Genomic DNA, 16,626 nt, shown 5'->3' with positions numbered 1-16,626 from the left:
TGTTAAGGGGCTTAGGCAGTTTAAAAAGCAGAGTAAAACGCCTATTTGTGTGATTAAATTTGAAAAAGATCGCCCTGTAAAAGAGTTATTTTCTAAGCTTTTGGAATTTAAGGAGTTTTTCAAGCTTTTAGTCGTAGTGGATATGCAAAACTACCTAGAAAATCCATATATGCTGCTTTGGCGCGTGACAAATAACATAGATGCCTTGCGTGATATCTATATAGATGGCGAAAATTTCTGCGTGGATGCGACGAGCAAGGACGAGTTAGAGGGCTATACTCGTGGCTGGCCTATGCAAACTGACTGTGAGCGCGAAGTGATGGCTGAGCTTGTGAAGCGTGGCATAGTGAAAGATGAGCCAGAGCTGTTTCATAAATTTGAGATATTTGGGTAGGTTTTGACTGCTGTAATGTTATAAATTTAAAAATTAGGCAAGCATATAGCCTGCCTAAACTACGAAAGTTTTTTGATAGCCTCAACTATGAGGTTGCACTTTTTGACGACTGAGTTTATCTCTAGATACTCGTTTTTCGTGTGCATGTTGCCACCAGTTGGACCAAGACCATCTATCGTAGGGCAACCAGCCGATGCGCTGATATTGCCATCGCTTAGTCCGCCAGCATCGACCCAAGTGACCTTTGTGCCAGTGGCCTTCGCTGCCTCGTCAAAGACTTTTTTGATATTTGGTAAATTTACCTCGTCTATCATCGGCCCTTCTTCGTTTGTGAGGATGCGCTCACAGCTCACTTCTGGCACTATCGGATGAGATAAAATTTCGTCCATTTTCTTATACAAAAACTCCACCGAGCTAGCGTGGCGATATCTCATCTCAAATGTCACGCTGGCAAAGTCTGGCACGACGTTTTGGGCGTCGCCACCTTTTGTCATTATGCTATTAAATGTATGGCCTGCCTTAAAATCAGTGAGTTTTGAGAGCTCAACGATGAAATTTGCAGCCTCCACCACAGCCGAACGACCGCGCTCTGGGTGGTTGCCAGCGTGCGCGCTAATGCCACGGAAATTTAGCACATAAGAGATCACGCCCTTTCTAGTAGCCACCATCGAGCCATCTTCTCTTGCAGGCTCGACGACTAGGGCGTAGCGAGACTTCTTGGCTAGCTCTCTTATGGCGTCTTTGGCGAAATTTGAGCCAGTCTCCTCGTGTGAGTTTAAAAAGAGACCGATCTTTAGTTTGCTAAGATCAAGCTCTTTGATGACGTAAAGCGAGAGCAGGCTGCCGCCTTTATCGTCGATCGCGCCAAGTGCATTTATGCGCTCATCTATCTTGCTAAATGGCACTTCAGCCTTTGTGCCCACAGGAAAAACGGTGTCCATGTGCCCGATGAATAAAAAGTCGTAGCTTTTTGCCTCAAGGTCGTTTGAGATGAAAATACAAGGAGCGACCTTGTCGGTGCCAAGCTCTATGCTCCTACTTTTTAGGCCTAAAATTTCAGCCCTTTTTTTAAACCAAGCTGCAACTTCATTTACGCCATCGATGCTTGAAGTTGGGCTTTCTATGTCGGTTATCTCCTTTAGATCGGCCAAATATTTGTCTATTTCACTATCTTTCATCTTTTATCCTTATACGAGCAAGCTCATCACAAACATCGCTAAATAGGCATTTAAGATGCAAATTCCAAAAAGTACGAGATAGTGTCTGCCTGGTACTTCAAGCACGCCTAAAACTCGTCCCATGTACTGCACAGTCGAGCCAACTAGCGCCATGCCAGGAAGCAAGACAGCGATATCGTTTGCATTTAGCGTACCATCTCCCACAAGTGCAACTAGCACGCCTGCAGAGCCACCCCAGCTCAAAAATGCAGCCATGAAAACGGCTATGGACTCACCTGGAAGACCAAGTGGAAGCATGATAAATCCTAGAAATTTGCCTATCACGCTAAGCGCGCCAGATACTTTTAGGATGTGGATGATGACAAAGGCCATAAGCACGTTTGGGATGGTGTTTTTTACGGCGATGTCCCAGCCTTTTCTAGCGCCCTCTACAAATACGTCGGTTATTAGTTTATTTTCAGTCATCTCTTACTCCTCATCATCTTTGACAAATTTTTTGACATAAAGTCTCATCAAATTTGCTCCAATAATTTTAAAGACAAAGACTATGCCAAGCACCATGGCTATGGTAGCAGGGGCTGTGTTGCCAGCTTTGTCAGTCACTAGTAAAACCGGAGCAAATGAAGATAAGAAATTTGTGATCATCGCACCAGCGCTAAACTGAAACGCTGCAAAGATGAGAAGCTCTTTGTGTGAGATGAGGCCATCTTGACGCAAAAATTTAGCCGTTGAGCTGCCTGCGTCGGTGCTTTGTGTGCTTGCTATCAAAGAGATAGAGCAACATCCTGGTATGCCAATAAGTGGCTTTAAAACAGGCGTTAGCAGTCTTGAAGCTGCGTAAAGTGCATGGTATTTCTCAAAAATAGCGACAAAGCCAAGTGCGAGCATAACGGCAGGGGCAAGGCTAAGGGCAAATAAAAAGCCACCTTTTGCGCTAGTGCCGCTTCCTGTTTTAAACCATTCTGGAAATTGACCTGCTAGTTTGCTAAAGTCAAAGATACCACCATAGGTGTTTTGTAAAAAACCTCCAAAGAAAACGATCGCAATTGCAAGTGTGATCGTACCGATGACGAGTTTTTTAGTATCACTACTCTCTTTCATAAAGTCTCCTTTATTGATTTGGATTTGGTTTAAATATATAGCCTAAAAGCTTAGGTAATATTTAAAATATAAAAATACTTACTTGATTGTAACTTTTCTTGCTAAATTTACCCATATTAGGTCTTTTGAAGTGACCGAAATAATAAAATTTATTATTAAAATTTGTAATTTTTAGTAGAAATTTGTAGGAAAATGGCTCTTAAACTTAAAATTTAAATTTAAAAGCCATTTATCTTTTAGCTCTCTTTTAAAAGCTTGCTTGCAAGCATGTCAGCTTTTGCTTTGTCGGTGTCTTTTTTGACGGATTTGTAAATTTTAGAGATGTAGTTTTCTAAAACTTCGTGGCAAGAGATCACTTTTTCGCCCTCGCGTCTAGCTACTTTTACGTATTCGCCGTTATTTTGTAGCTCAAATGCTAGGTCGTTATCGCTTAGCTGAAGCTCTAAAATTTCAAGCAGTCTCTCTTGAAGCCTTGGCTCAAAGATAGGTGTCATAAGCTCCAAGCGGCGCTCTAAATTTCGTGGCATCCAGTCAGCGCTTGAGATGTAAATTTTTGGATTAGCGTGCTTGAAATATAAAATTCTAGCGTGCTCTAAGTATTTGCCGATGATCGAGCGAACTCTGATGTTTTCGCTTTTGCCTTTTACGCCAGGTCTTAGTCCGCACACACCACGAACGATTAAGTCGATCTTCACGCCTGCGTTTGAAGCGCGGCTAAGCTCGTTTATCACGTCTTCGTCTATTAGCGCATTCATCTTAGCGATGATCCTGCCCTCGCTGCCTTTGCTAGCCTCCACTCTTATCTTTTCGATGATGCGCTCTTTTATCTGAAAGGGCGACATACTAAGGGCGTTTAGACGGCGGTTTTTGTTATATCCTGAGAGGATGTGAAAAAACGAGGTCGTATCTTGGCTAAATTCTTCTTTGCTCGTAAATAGGCTTACGTCAGTGTAAATTTTTGCTGAGCTGCCGTTGTAGTTGCCAGTGCCAAAGTGCATGTAAAATTTGAGTTTATCGCCGATCTGGCGGATCACTTGGCTAACTTTTGCATGGACTTTAAAGCCTGTGATGCCATATATCACATGTGCGCCAGCATCTTCAAGTGCCTTTGCCCAGTGAAGGTTATTTTCTTCGTCAAACCTCGCTTTTAGCTCGACCATCACAGTTACTTGCTTGCCGTCGCTTGCGGCGTCTATTAGGCTTTGGATGATCGGTGAGTTTTTATCGACCCTGTAAAGCGTCATGCGTATCGATATCACCTTTGGATCTTTGCTCGCTTCTCTTATAAAGCTAACGACTGGATCAAAGCTCTCAAATGGATGAACTAGCAGCACATCCTCTTTGTCTATGGCGTCAAAGATCGAGACGCCGTTGCCAAATGGAGGCAGTGTTTTTGGGGCATAGGGCGGGTTTGCTAGGTGGCTGAAGTTCTTGCTCCCAGCTATCTCCCAAAGAGAGCTAAGTGTGAGCGGGATGCTTGAAAAGTAGATATCTTTGTGAAAAATTTTCATGTGAAAATTTAAAAACTCTAAGATATCAGCGTCTGCGTCTTTATCTATCTGCATACGCACAAAAGCCCCTTTTCTACGAAGCTTTAGCCCTTGCTCAAGTATCATCATAAAATCATCCGCTTCTTCTTCTTCGATAACGATATCAGCGTTTCTTGTCACTCTAAAGGCAGCTGAGCTAATGAGCTTATATCCTGGGAAAATTTCTTCTGCGTGGCGGTGTACGATCGTTTCAATCGGCACAAAAACGTTGCTACTTGGCTGGGTAAATCTTGGCAATACTCTTGAAATTCTTATCATACCGTATTTTAAAATTTCAGGATGCTCGATATCAGCAAGCTTAACGGCAAGCGAGAAGCTAAGGTTGTTTAAGTGCGGAAATGGATGTGTCGCATCAACAGCGATAGGCACGATAACTGGCAGGATGTTTGAGAAAAAGTATTCGTCGCATTTTTGCTTTAAGCTATCGTCAAGCTCGTCATAGTTTTTGATAAAAAGACCCTCTTTACTAAGCGCATCTACGGTGCTTTTATAGTGAGCCTCGACTAAATTTTGCTCATCTTGCAGATACTTTCTGATCTCTCTTAGCTGATCAAGCGGACTCATGCCATCACTACTACTTGTTGTCACTCCAGCTGCAAAAAGCTGCTTTAGACCAGCCACTCTTATCATATAAAATTCATCAAGATTTGTCATATAAATGGCTATAAATTTTAGCTTTTCAAGTAAAGGTATATCCTTTTCACACTGAGCGAGCACCCTTGAGTTAAAGCGTAGCCAGCTTAATTCGCGGTTGATAAAAAGAGTTTCATTTTCGCTCATCATTTTCTCCTTATAATTTTTGATTATTTTATGATATGTACGGTTATAAAGTTCTTATTTTGTTAAAAATTTAGTTACAATAGTGCAAATTTTAAACGTAAAGGTTTCTTATGTCGGATTATATTATATTAGTTGGCATTTTTGTTGTGGCGGTTGTTGTCTTTGCGCTTATCAAAAAGGTCTCTTTTTAGCCTTTAAATTTCTCCCACCACAAGTAGGCAAAGATGAGCCCAAAGCCCTTGACCTTGCTCTCGTCAAAGGCAAATTTCATCATATCTTCTCGTTTTATAAAAACTAGCTCGATATCCTCGCCATCAATGCCGCCACCTGCATTTACCTTCATGCTCTCATCGATCTTTGCGTAAAACATCGTTTGCATGTTGCCGCCAAAGCCAAAAGCGCCATACGTCATCGTGATGCGCTCCATCTCTTTTAGCTCGTATCCAACCTCTTCGACTGCCTCTTCTTTAGCGGTCTGCTCTTCGCTTAGCCCCTTATCCATAAGCCCTGCGCAAAGCTCATAAGTAAAGCCTTGCTCACTTGTTTTGATGCCTTCTTTTTCTTGCGAGTACCAAACAGCTGGGCGAAACTGCTTGACAAACAAAAATGCATCTTTTTGCTCGTGATATAAAAATATACTGACGCTATTCATCACTTTGACGCAGTCCCAGTCCCTTTGCAAGCCATTTTGTTTAAATTTCATCTTAAATGGCTTTAGGTATTTTGACTCACCAAGAGGTAAAATTTCTAAATTTGTTATAGTAGTATCCATTTTGCAAGTCCTAAAAAGCTAAAAAATCCTATCGCATCGGTAAATGTAGTAAGAATGACCGCCGAGCCAACAGCAGGATCGATGTTAAAGCGCCTTAGCGTCAAAGGTATGATCGTGCCAAAAAAGCCAGCAAAGAATAAATTTGTAACCATACTAAGGCCAATAACCACGCCAAGCATACCTTTGTCAAACCAAACAGCGGCGATGACGCCCATGATAGCGCCAAAGATGAGGCCATTTACAAGTGAGATCGTCACCTCACGCTTTAAAACGCTCTTTGCATCTTTAAATTCTATCTCGCCAAGTGCCAAACGACGAACCGTAACGGCAAGTGCTTGCGTGCCAGTGTTGCCACCCATTGAAGCAACTATTGGCATTAAAACGGCAAGTGCGACGTAAGCTGCGATCGTCTCGTCAAAAAGTCCGATGATAGATGAGCTAAAAAGTGCTGTTAGTAAATTTATGCCAAGCCAAACCGCACGGCCACGACCCGCTTTAAATAGCGTATCGTCCTCTTCTGACTCGTCATCAACGCCAGCTAGGTTATAAATTTGCTCTGTAGCGCTCTCTTGGATGTAGTCGTGGATATCATCATACGTGATACGACCTAGCAAAATTCCAGTGCTACTTGTAACTGCGATAACGTTTAGATCGTACTCTTGAAACATATCAGCGACATCTTGCATGAGATCCATATCGTTTGCCATGTGAGGCTTGTAGTGGTCGATCTGGGTTGATTCGATATTTTGTTTTAGCGTCTTTGTAAAGTCAAAGAGGATGAGATCTTCAAGCGGGATGGCGTATTGCAAGACGCTATTTTTATCGATGATGAAAAGCTGTGAGACGTTTTCTAGTTTTCCTTCTTGCTTCTCTTGTCTTAGTCTTGCGACTGCGCTGCCAAGCTTCTCTTCAAGATGAGCTGAAAATAGCTCTGTTTGCATGTGCGCACCAGCTCTATCTTCATCGTAGCTTCTAAGTCTTAAAATTTCGTTTTGATTTTCTTTATCTAGCTCGTTAAAAAGCTCTCTAGCCTTGTCCTCATCGATATCCTCGATGTATTGAAGTAGGTCTGTCGCATCGTCACTCTCTAGCTCTTCAAGCGCTTCTACGATCTTTTCAGCTGGGAGCGTGTCGATCACGTCTTTTAGCATGTGATCAGGTAACTCTATCGCCACATCACCCAAAATTTCAGGATCTAGTTTTTCAAGGTACTTGGCAAAAAGCTCTTCATCGTGCTTTTTAAGTGTTTTAAGATGCTGGGCTAGCTCATAAGCAGAGAGCTCGCCATCTTCTAAATTTTCATCTAAGTGCTGATCTATCAGCTCTTTTGCTTCTTCTAGTTCTTGGCTCAAGTTTTACCTTTAAAAATCTATTACGTTAGGGAAAAATTCCACCTTGTGATACTCTTTGTCGTTGCTTAGAGCTTGTCTTATCAGCTCGTCATCTCTATTTACGACCGCTTTAAATTTAGCCGACTCTTTTTTGTCTTCTATATTTTTTACGACTTTGATGGCGCTTTCTGGATTGATCGGCTTGCCACCTAGATAGAGGCCAAAGTGCAAGTGTGGGCCAGTGCTCATGCCGCTTGTGCCAACGTATGCTATCAGCGTGCCTTGTTTTACTTTTAGACCGCTTCTTATGCCCTTTGCAAAGCCATTTAAGTGGGCATAAAGTGTCTCGTAGCCACCAGCGTGAGAGATGATGACGGTTCTACCATAACCGCTCTTTTGTCCGACAAATTTGACCGTGCCATCGCCTGCAGCCTTGATCGGTGTGCCTTTTGGAGCACCGTAATCAACTCCAAGGTGCGCTCTATATCTTTGAAGGATCGGATGCCATCTTTTTAGGGTAAAATTTGATGTGATCCTAGCGTTTGCAAGAGGACGAACGAGTAGAAATTTGTCATTTTTCTTGCCGTTTTTATCATAAAATTTATCTTCAAATTTATACATCACATAGCGTTTGTTTTTAGTCTCTATCATCGCTGCGTAAATTTCAGGCGTGCCAAAAGAGCGCCCCATGCGTAGTTTTTGGTTATAAACGATAGCGATCGTATCGCCTTTGTTTATCTTTTTAAAATCGATCCCGCTGCCGCTAAAAACCTCTTTAAAACCAAGTGCTAGCGTGCCAGAGCCAGTGTAGTCAAAGATATCTTCAGAGACTGATTTATCTACTTTTAGGGCTAAAACTTTATCTTCACTTTGGTATAAGATCGGGATAAACTCAAGCTGAAATTTACCCTTGTCATCTCTATAAATATGTATCTGAAGCTCGTCACTAACGGGGATGAGAGCTTGTTTTACCTCGCCGTTATCGTCTTTGTAAATTTGATATTTTGTGCCAGCGATGATCTCTTCTGTTAGCTCTTGATCTTCGCTTGCTAGGTTGTAGTAAAGTGAAAGTGGGATTTTATTTGTCTCTAGGAAATTTAAAAAGCTGCTGCCATTTGGCCAACTAAGCTCATCAACAGTTGGTTTTATGGCATATAAATTTATACATAATATTGCAAAAATCACAAAAATACGAGGCATCGATATCCTTTTAAAAAGCTGGGAGGGATTTTAACTAAAACTTGCTTTAATTTTGCAAAAGATAAAGCATTTTAGGCTATAATCGCTCTAAAAATTTAAACTTAGGAGATATTTTTGAAACGTATAATCGTGATTTTATCGCTGTTTTTTGGCTTTGCTTTTGGAGCTGATTTTTCTTTGAATGAGTATAGAACTCCTCTTATTAGCGTCGAGAGTGACGGCACAGCAACGATAGTTGATAGTCCTGAAATTTTGATCGGATCAAGCGGCGTTGTGCTCCATAAATTTGACACTGACAGCTCTATCATCGCAAGAGTGAGCGTTGTCTCAAAAAATGCCGGCTTTGCGAAGGTTAGATTTGAGGTGTTTGACCTACTTGAGCAAAAGGCTCTCCCACTCCCTGGCATCGCACCTGCAAGTGGCGATATAGTCGTGCTAAACTACCTTTATAACCGCTCGCTAATCGTCGTGCCAAATAAAGAAATTTATGAAGAGGTTTTGGGCGCATTTCCCAATATGATATTTATCCATCCAGACCTTGTCGGAGCATACTTAAGCTACGAATACAAGCCAAATCCAAGCAGAGATGACTTTAGAAAGATGTGTGCTCAAAGTGCAGCTGGTCTTATCTTTGTCGCGATGGATGGAAGAAGCGTTTTTGCTGATTGCCAAAGCTTTAAGGTGCTAAAAGAGTTTAAAACTGGCGAGGTTGAGTACTATCAACTACCATTTTATACAAGAGTTAGCGACATAGACACTGTGTTTTGGAAGCTAAATAGCGAGCACATCAACAACTACGATGCTCACTACGAAAAACTTTTTGAAGAAGACAACTGATAAATGAGCCGTTTGTCCTTAAGCAAGAGCGATTTAAAGAGTGGTTTAAATTTGCTAGCTGCTCTTAAGGACAAAGAGCTCTTTCACTACGCAGCAAGCCTTAGTTTTCACACGATCTTATCGATCATACCGATACTTCTTATATCGTTTTCTATCTTTACAAAACTGCCTAGCTTTGAGGATTATTACGCCAAAATTCAAGACTTTGTCTTCTCAGCTCTTTTGCCAAGCAACCAAGAGATCATCTCAAACTACTTGCAAAATTTCCTCCAAAATAGCGGAAATTTAGGCATAGTTGGCTTTGTGGCGATGATATTTACTTCAGCTATGTTTTTTAGCGATTATGAATACGTAGTCTTAAAAGTGACAAGAGCTAGCAAGGCTAGGGGCTTTTGGTCGGCACTTAGCTCATACTGGACGCTCATCACGCTTGCACCGCTCGGACTTGCTGGCAGCTTTTACCTATCAAGCCTTGTGCAAGAGATGCTAAACTCGACTAAATTTACAAGCTGGATAAATTTCTTAAGCATCGTGCCATATCTCATCATCTGGGTGATATTTTGCGTCACATATCTCATCTCAGTAAATGACGAGATAAAATTTAAAAGCGCGTTTTTTAGCTCATTTGCCGCCTCGCTCGTTTGGTATCTTGGCAAGTCAGCCTTTGTCTATTATGTCCTTTACAACAAGACCTATCTAAGCGTCTATGGCTCGTTTTCAGCCGTGCTTTTCTTCTTTGTGTGGATATACATCTCGTGGATCATCTTTTTATATGGGCTTAAATTTTGCGCCTATCTCTCAAATAGCTCTAAATTTAAAGGATAAATTTATTGCCAGCTAGCAGGATATGTAATATTTTACGTAAAATTTTATGTATCTAGCGTTTAAACTCGCAAATTTCTATCTTTATGTCAAGCTCTTTACTAAATTTACTAACAGCCTTTTCAAGCTCGTCTTTGTCAAAGCATATAAGATCAACATAAGAGTGCTTAGTGCCAGTAGCTGCGCCCATGCCCTCGCAAAAAGTACTACCTTCTAGCTCATCTTCTATCTTGTTTTTGCTATCAACACCAAACTGCACGTCGCCACCGTGATCTAGCACTAAAAAGCAGAAATTTATGCCAAGCTCGTAGGCTTCATTATAGATATCGCTTTTGCCGTCATAGTATTCATTTAGTAGCGAGGTTAGGCTCGTATAGCCTATAAATACATCATCTCTTAGCGCATCTGAGCGAGGCTCTAGCTCGTAAAAGCTAAACTGCTTTAGCGGCTCGCTCGAGGCCTCTTTGCTAAATTTATCATCTATAAGATCAGCAAAGTCGGTAAGCGCGACGCCTTTTTCTCTTGGCTCATCTACGATCTCAAAGTCGCCAAGTGTGTTTATCATCGCCGTCTCGCCAACAACGTTGTCGCAAAGTATGAAAGCTAGCGTGTAGGCCTTGTTTTCATCTTCGCTTTTTAGCTTGCTTAGAGCCTCGTTATATAGGCACATATCCACGCTTTTTTCTTCAAAATTTGCATAGACCATGACCTCATTTGCATCAACACTCACGCCATACATCTGTATAGTGGCTACTTCGCGCGGTGCACGTGGTTTGCCAAGTGTGCAAGTAAGTTTTGCCTCATACTCTTTTGGCATGCGTGATTTGATAAATTTAAGCCAAAAAAGCCTATATTTCATCCCTTCTGGAGTGAGCACTAGATCGATCTTGTCATTAACAAGGCCTATCATAAAGGTTGGATCAACTAAACATAAATTTAGAGCCTCCTCAGTCATTTTACTTGCAGTTTCGTAATTTTTATCCTCTAAATTACGCTTGATGACATCTAAATTTTTACCAAGCTCGCACCAAAATTTATCAACCCTGCTAGCAAAACTTGAGTTTTTATGATGTGAAAACTCCATATTCTTTCCCCCTTTCAAAAGACTCTACATTTCTTTGCGTATAAATTTTCATCGATGGAAACTCTAACGCGCTTAGTTTATCAAAACCAACTTCGTTAAAAACGCAGCCTGTGTCGATATCTGCGCTATTTTTATAAAATTTTACCTCTCTTACTGGCGTGTGACCATAGATGTTAAAGATACCATTAACTTGCATCTCGTCGCCTCTACCTGAGAGCAGGTGTCTTTTAAACTCTTCGCTAGCATATTTATCGTTTCTTAGCTCCCACATATTGCCAACGGCTGAGTGAGAGACGACTAGATGCTCGCCATTTTGGGTTTTGTACTCTTTAAATTCCAGATAAACTGGCCTGCTTTCTAAAAAATCCACATGCCTTTGCTTAAACTCTACGCTTTGTCCAAGATAAGATCTATATGTCGCTTCTCCGCCGTTTCCAAAGAACCAGCTCCTGTCAAATGGCACTTTATTGTTTAGAAATTCAAATTTATTGCTAAGTAGCCTTCGCTCGTGATTTCCCATTACCATTTTATAGTCATTTTGCATGATAAGTTCGACCACGTCGCAGCTAAAAAGCCCCCGATCTATCACGTCGCCAACAAAGCAAATTTGAGATTTTTCTTTGTTTGGAAACTGCTTGATAAGCTCTAAAAGCGTGTTAAAACAGCCGTGAACGTCGCCGATAATGTAAATTTGCTCGCTCAAATTTTCTCCTTTGCGCCAAATTTTAGTCTATTAAACTTAAAAATAAAGATTGTTATTTGCTGATAAATTTAGAAAGAAAAATTTATTTATGAAATTTAAAGAAGTAGGGGGGCTAAACCCCCTAAAATCATTGTGCGTAAAAGCCGCTAACCTTGCCGGTGAGGTCTATCATGATGTTTTTCATCTGAGTGTAGTGCTCAAGGATGATCTTGTGCGTCTCACGGCCGATACCTGAGTTTTTATATCCGCCAAATGGGCTGCCTGCTGGGATTTGGTTATAGGTGTTGATCCAGACCCTGCCAGTCTCCATAGACCTTGCGATGCGAAGTGCTTTTGTGATGTCTTGCGTAAAAATTCCGCCACCAAGGCCGTATTCGCTGTCATTTACCATTTTGATAAGCTCGGCTTCATCTTTAAATTTGATGACAACACCAACTGGTCCAAAGATTTCTTCTTGAGCCACTCTCATATCATTTGTCACATCAACTAGCAGCGTTGGCTCGACAAATGCACCCTTGTCGCAACCATTTGCAGTGTAGGCTTTGCCACCGACTGCCACTTTTGCACCTTCTTTTTTGCCGATCTCGACGTAGTTTAAGATTTGCTCAGCTTGTTTTTTATTGATCTGAGAGCCCATTTGAGTGCTAGGATCTAGCGGATCGCCAACTTTTATGGTGCTAAATTTCTTAACCGCAGCCTCTATAAATTTCTCATAAAAGCTCTCTTCTACGAAAATTCTCGATCCCGCGCAGCAAACTTGACCTTGGTTAAATAAAATTCCAAGCTGAAGGCCGTCAAGCGCCTTGTCTAAATTTGCGTCGCTAAAGAAGATATTTGCGCTCTTGCCGCCAAGCTCAAGTGTGGCTGGGATGATACGGCGAGCCGCAGCTATGGCGATATCACGGCCGATCTCGGTTGAGCCGGTAAATGCTAGCTTGTCAAGGCCTGGGTGGTTTTTGATCCACTCGCCACTCTTGCTACCTCTGCCAGTTACTATGTTTATCAAACCTTTTGGCAAAATTTTATCTATCAGCCTAAATAGCTCAAGCACGCTTAGGCTTGTCTCGCTTGAAGGTTTAAACACGCTTGCATCGCCTGCTGCGATCACTGGAGCTAGCTTCCAAGCTGCCATTAAAAATGGAAAATTCCAAGGCACGATCTGACCCACGACGCCTATTGGTTCGCGCAAAACGATAGAGAGTTGCTTCTCATCAAGCACGTTTGCGCTGCCTTCTTCGCCCATGATAACGCCAGCAAAGTACCTAAAATGCTCGGCTGCAAAAGGGATATCGACATTTAGCGTCTCACGGATTGGCTTGCCGTTGTCCATGCTCTCAACTTTTGCGAGGTGCTCTTTGTGCTCATCGATGATATCAGCGATCTTGTTTAGCAGCTTTGCGCGCTCGCTAACTGTGGTGTGTTTAAATTTATTAAAAGCCTCACGTGCAGCACGAACTGCGTCATTTACATCTTCTTCGGTAGCATCAGCGATCTTTGCAAGGTGCTCGCCGTTTGCTGGATTTTTGGCATCAAGTGTAGCGCCGTCTTTTGCGTCACGCCACTCACCATTTATGAAAAGCCCGTATTTTTCAAGTAGTTTCATAATTTTCTCCTTGATTAAGATTTTGTAAAAGGATTATAATATTAATAAAATTTATCAAAAATAAATTTTGGACATAAATTCTCTTTTTTAATAAATTTTATTATTTAGAGTAGGGTTGATTTTAAATTTAACTCTGCCAAGAGAGTAAAAATGTAGTCTCGCCATCAAGCTCGCTTGTGCATTTTACGGTGATGTCATTTTTCTTGCAGCACTCTTTGACTAAATTTAGCCCTATGCCAAAGCCGCCTTGATCGTCGTTAAATCTCGTGTAGCGATCAAAAATTTTCATCTGATCCTCTTTGCTTATGCCGCGTCCAGTGTTGCTTATGCTAAAGAAATTTGGCTCTAAAACGATGCTAACCTTTGAATTTGGCGCTGCGTATTTTGAGGCGTTGCTTAAGAGGTTGTCTAAAATTTTACTCACATCCTCAAGGTCTGCGTTTATGAAGCTTGGCTTTAGGCTAGCATCTATCTTAAGCCCGCGTTTAGCAAAAAATGGCGAGAAGTAGCTAAGTCTTTGTGTGGTTAGTAAATTTAGATCGATTAGCTCTTTTTTGCTTGGTTTATCTAGGTTAAAGCTTAGATGAACGAGCGCGTCATAGATGCTGCCTAGGCTCTTTGCAGCAAGACTGATGTTGTTAAAACGCTTTAAATTTCGCTCATTTAGGTTGTTGCGATCAGCCGTTTCTATGCTCATCGAGATGACGCTTAGGGGCGTGTTTATCTCGTGTGTTGAGTCTTTTATGAAGTGATTTAGCGTATCTATCTTTTCATAAAGTGGCTTTAGGCTCAGTTTTGCTAAGTAAGAGGCGATGAAAAGCAGTATAAAAAGGAAAAATATAGCATCCACAACGCATGAAATTACAAGGGATAATATCTCTTTTTTGATGTCCTTGCCTACCAAAAATATCTCAGCGCTAGAAAGCTCATCTGTTATGTCGTTATCCATGCTTTGGATGTTTTCAAAGATCGTGACCTTGCCGTTTATCAAATTTATATTTTTTTCTTTATCTATATTTTCGCAGGCAAAGTCCTGATAAATTTTCGCTCCATTTTTTGAGATGATGCAGGCTTTTACCCCTTTTTCTTTTGTTAGGCTTGAAACCGAACTAAGACCATTTGTCCTTGCTTTCATATATATGCCCATCTTGATCTCTTTTAGGCTTTTTACCTCGTTTAAGATGAGTGCTTCTTTTTTATTTTGGTAGTCGTGTATAAAAAAATAGCTCAAAAATAGCACAGAGCTAACAAGATAGAGGGATAAAATTTTAAATAAAATTTGCGTCTTTTCAGACATAGATGTAGCCGTCTCCACGCTTGTTTAAAATGGCATCTTTGCCTAAAATTTGGCGTAAATTTTTGATATATACACGAAGGCTAAGCTCACTTGGCTCCTCGTCAAATTTCCAAATTTTATTAAAAATTTCATCTTTGGTTAAAATTTTGCCCTTGTTTTGCAAAAATAGGGCGAGCAGGTCGCTCTCTTTGCTCGAGATATTTACATTTTCGCCGTTTTTACTTAGAGTTTTGCTCTGTGGGTGAAAGCAAAGATCATCTAAAATTTTGATATCTTCGCCGTTTTGGTGTGAGAAATTTCTTTTTATGAGAGCTTGCATGCGGATAAGTAGCTCTTTTAGCTCAAATGGCTTTTTTAGATAGTCATCGCAGCCGCTTTTGTAGCCTTTTTCAAGGTCGTCTATGGTGTTTAGCGAGGTGGTAAATATGCTAGGTGTTGTGACGCCAAGCTCACGTAGCGATGAAAGTAGGGAGAAGCCGTCGCCTTGCGGGAGTTTGACGTCTAGTATAAGTAGGTCAAAATTTCGCTCGTATGCAAGATCTAGTGCGTCTTTGGCATTGTTTGTAGTGGTGACATCGTAACCATTTTCGCCCAGATACTCGCTTATTAGATCAAGTAATGTTTCATCATCTTCAACAAGCAAAATTCTGACCATCAAGTGCCTTTACATGCCTTTTTTCATTTCGTCTTTCATGCCCATGTCGTCTTTTTTCATACCCATGTCGTCTTTTTTCATACCCATGTCATCTTTTTTCATTTCGTCTTTCATGCCCATGTCTTCTTTTTTAGCTTCGTGTTTTTTGACAGGATGTTTTTTAGACATATCATCTTTCATCATCTGCTCTTTCTTCATCATCTCATCTTTGCCCATCTTGTCCTTTTGCATCATTTCAGTAGCATTTGCAAGACCGCCAAACATAAACATAGCACCAAGTGCAACTAAGATTAACTTTTTCATAAAGTCTCCTTTAAATTAAATTATGTTGCAATTGTAGTCACTTAGTGTGAAATAAGTGTGAATTTACGCAAATACAAAATAGATAACTGGTAACGTGATAAATGAAAAAAGTACACCAATGGCTACTGATGAGATGGCTAGTGAGCTATCAAGCCCAGCTTTTATGACCATCGCACTTGCAAGGGCTGATGTCGGCATCGCACATTGAAAGAGGCCAACGACCCAAGTTTTGCTCATCTGGATGCCTGAGACTTTTAATATGATGAAAAATACGATAGCTGGCAAGATCATCTTGCACAAAAGCACGACGCTAACGCCTTTATATGAGCTTGTGATGCTACTAAAGTTAAGACCAACACCGATCGCAAAAAGTGCCACTGGAGTGACGCTACCTTCAAACATCCTAAGTGGCGCAAAGATAAAATCTGGAAGCGGGACTTCTTTTAAGATAAGGCCCATAATGAGCGCGATAAATGGTGGAAATTTTAAAATTTTCATTGTATTTTGAAATAGCGAAACCTTCTCTGGTGCGGCAAAAGATAGGATGAGTGGTCCAAGGATCGAAAGCGGGATACCAGTGGCTATTTGATCATAAAAGATGACCTCATTTACCATCGCATCGCCAAAGAAGCCCTGAATGACAGGCATACCGACAAATAGTGTGTTACCAAAAAGGCTTAGCATGACCATACTGACGGTTGTTATTTTGGTAAATTTAAAAACCTTACCTATGACAAATGCCAAAGCGGCACTAATGGCGGTTGAGGCAAAGCCGATAAGGATCGTGTTTATAAGCGAGGCATCGACATTTACGTGGTAAATTTTGTCGAAAATTAGCGCAGGCATTGCAAAACAAAGGACAAAATCCACAAAAGGGATCGAGTGCTTTTGCTCAACAATGCCGACTTTTTTAGCAAAAAAACCAGTTGCAATTATAAAAAATATTGCAAAAAGTGGTGTGAAATTCATAGCAGTCTCTTTTAAGTTTGGAATTTACAAAGAATTGATTATATGCC

The 16,626-nt window shown here is 41.1% G+C and carries 16 protein-coding genes and 1 pseudogene; 3 read left to right on the top strand and 14 right to left on the bottom strand.

Annotated elements, in window-relative coordinates; translation table 11 throughout:
• A pseudogene (locus HMPREF1019_RS09935) lies at nucleotides 1-394 on the top strand (menaquinone biosynthesis decarboxylase); the annotation flags it as partial.
• A 59-nt stretch (nucleotides 395-453) separates the two neighbouring features.
• On the opposite strand, the gene HMPREF1019_RS01580 reads toward HMPREF1019_RS09935, so the two are convergent.
• From HMPREF1019_RS01580 to HMPREF1019_RS01550, 7 genes are all read right to left on the bottom strand, one after another.
• On the bottom strand, nucleotides 454-1,572 hold the full coding sequence (locus HMPREF1019_RS01580) for a M20/M25/M40 family metallo-hydrolase (protein WP_009293922.1): 1,119 nt from the start codon (nucleotides 1,570-1,572) through the stop codon (nucleotides 454-456).
• Nucleotides 1,573-1,581: 9 nt separating this feature from the next.
• Nucleotides 1,582-2,037, bottom strand: a complete 456-nt coding sequence (locus HMPREF1019_RS01575) for a YjiG family protein (protein ID WP_002942766.1) — start codon at nucleotides 2,035-2,037, stop codon at nucleotides 1,582-1,584.
• A gap of 3 nt (nucleotides 2,038-2,040) precedes the next feature.
• Complete coding sequence (locus tag HMPREF1019_RS01570; RefSeq protein WP_009293921.1) at nucleotides 2,041-2,673, bottom strand: nucleoside recognition domain-containing protein; 633 nt, start codon at nucleotides 2,671-2,673, stop codon at nucleotides 2,041-2,043.
• Between the two features lie 236 nt (nucleotides 2,674-2,909).
• Entirely contained in the window at nucleotides 2,910-5,027 is a 2,118-nt protein-coding gene (locus HMPREF1019_RS01565; protein WP_262359228.1) for an RNA degradosome polyphosphate kinase, read from the bottom strand.
• 163 nt (nucleotides 5,028-5,190) lie between these two features.
• Nucleotides 5,191-5,775, bottom strand: coding sequence for an NUDIX domain-containing protein (locus HMPREF1019_RS01560; protein ID WP_009293918.1), 585 nt, complete (start codon nucleotides 5,773-5,775; stop codon nucleotides 5,191-5,193).
• A complete protein-coding gene (gene mgtE, locus HMPREF1019_RS01555; protein ID WP_009293917.1) occupies nucleotides 5,760-7,127 on the bottom strand; it encodes a magnesium transporter in 1,368 nt (455 codons plus the stop codon). The genes HMPREF1019_RS01560 and mgtE overlap by 16 nt, the downstream gene beginning before the upstream one ends.
• Nucleotides 7,128-7,136: 9 nt before the next feature.
• The gene (locus HMPREF1019_RS01550; RefSeq protein ID WP_009293916.1) at nucleotides 7,137-8,306 is read right to left on the bottom strand and encodes a peptidoglycan DD-metalloendopeptidase family protein; all 1,170 of its coding nucleotides are present in this window, start codon (nucleotides 8,304-8,306) and stop codon (nucleotides 7,137-7,139) included.
• Between the two features lie 114 nt (nucleotides 8,307-8,420).
• On the opposite strand from HMPREF1019_RS01550, the gene HMPREF1019_RS01545 reads away from it, so the two are divergent.
• On the top strand, nucleotides 8,421-9,143 hold the full coding sequence (locus tag HMPREF1019_RS01545) for a plasminogen-binding N-terminal domain-containing protein (RefSeq protein ID WP_002942758.1): 723 nt from the start codon (nucleotides 8,421-8,423) through the stop codon (nucleotides 9,141-9,143).
• A gap of 3 nt (nucleotides 9,144-9,146) precedes the next feature.
• Complete coding sequence (locus HMPREF1019_RS01540) at nucleotides 9,147-9,968, top strand: YihY family inner membrane protein (RefSeq protein ID WP_002942744.1); 822 nt, start codon at nucleotides 9,147-9,149, stop codon at nucleotides 9,966-9,968.
• Nucleotides 9,969-10,020: 52 nt separating this feature from the next.
• On the opposite strand, the gene HMPREF1019_RS01535 is transcribed toward HMPREF1019_RS01540, so the two are convergent.
• The 7 genes from HMPREF1019_RS01535 to HMPREF1019_RS01505 all read right to left on the bottom strand — a co-directional run bounded on the left by HMPREF1019_RS01535 (nucleotide 10,021) and on the right by HMPREF1019_RS01505 (nucleotide 16,579).
• Nucleotides 10,021-11,049 carry a hypothetical protein gene (locus HMPREF1019_RS01535; RefSeq protein ID WP_009293914.1) on the bottom strand — a complete coding sequence of 343 codons (1,029 nt, stop codon included), beginning with the start codon at nucleotides 11,047-11,049 and terminating at the stop codon, nucleotides 10,021-10,023.
• The gene (locus tag HMPREF1019_RS01530; RefSeq protein WP_009293913.1) at nucleotides 11,030-11,752 is read right to left on the bottom strand and encodes a metallophosphoesterase; all 723 of its coding nucleotides are present in this window, start codon (nucleotides 11,750-11,752) and stop codon (nucleotides 11,030-11,032) included. Before HMPREF1019_RS01530 ends, HMPREF1019_RS01535 begins: the two co-directional genes overlap by 20 nt.
• A 127-nt stretch (nucleotides 11,753-11,879) precedes the next feature.
• Complete coding sequence (locus HMPREF1019_RS01525; protein ID WP_034900982.1) at nucleotides 11,880-13,358, bottom strand: aldehyde dehydrogenase family protein; 1,479 nt, start codon at nucleotides 13,356-13,358, stop codon at nucleotides 11,880-11,882.
• A gap of 124 nt (nucleotides 13,359-13,482) precedes the next feature.
• Nucleotides 13,483-14,652: a sensor histidine kinase gene (locus tag HMPREF1019_RS01520; protein ID WP_009293911.1), complete on the bottom strand. Its 1,170-nt coding sequence runs from the start codon at nucleotides 14,650-14,652 to the stop codon at nucleotides 13,483-13,485.
• A complete protein-coding gene (locus HMPREF1019_RS01515) occupies nucleotides 14,645-15,307 on the bottom strand; it encodes a response regulator transcription factor (RefSeq protein WP_002940533.1) in 663 nt (220 codons plus the stop codon). Before HMPREF1019_RS01515 ends, HMPREF1019_RS01520 begins: the two co-directional genes overlap by 8 nt.
• 9 nt (nucleotides 15,308-15,316) lie before the next feature.
• Nucleotides 15,317-15,610: a hypothetical protein gene (locus tag HMPREF1019_RS01510; RefSeq protein ID WP_009293910.1), complete on the bottom strand. Its 294-nt coding sequence runs from the start codon at nucleotides 15,608-15,610 to the stop codon at nucleotides 15,317-15,319.
• Between the two features lie 63 nt (nucleotides 15,611-15,673).
• Nucleotides 15,674-16,579, bottom strand: coding sequence for an AEC family transporter (locus HMPREF1019_RS01505; protein WP_009293909.1), 906 nt, complete (start codon nucleotides 16,577-16,579; stop codon nucleotides 15,674-15,676).
• Between the last annotated feature and the right edge of the window lie 47 nt (nucleotides 16,580-16,626).

Source organism: Campylobacter sp. 10_1_50 (assembly GCF_000238755.1).
Lineage (GTDB): Bacteria > Campylobacterota > Campylobacteria > Campylobacterales > Campylobacteraceae > Campylobacter_A > Campylobacter_A concisus_R.
Note: the sequence above shows the minus strand (reverse complement) of the source record. Positions and strands in the feature narration are given on the sequence as shown.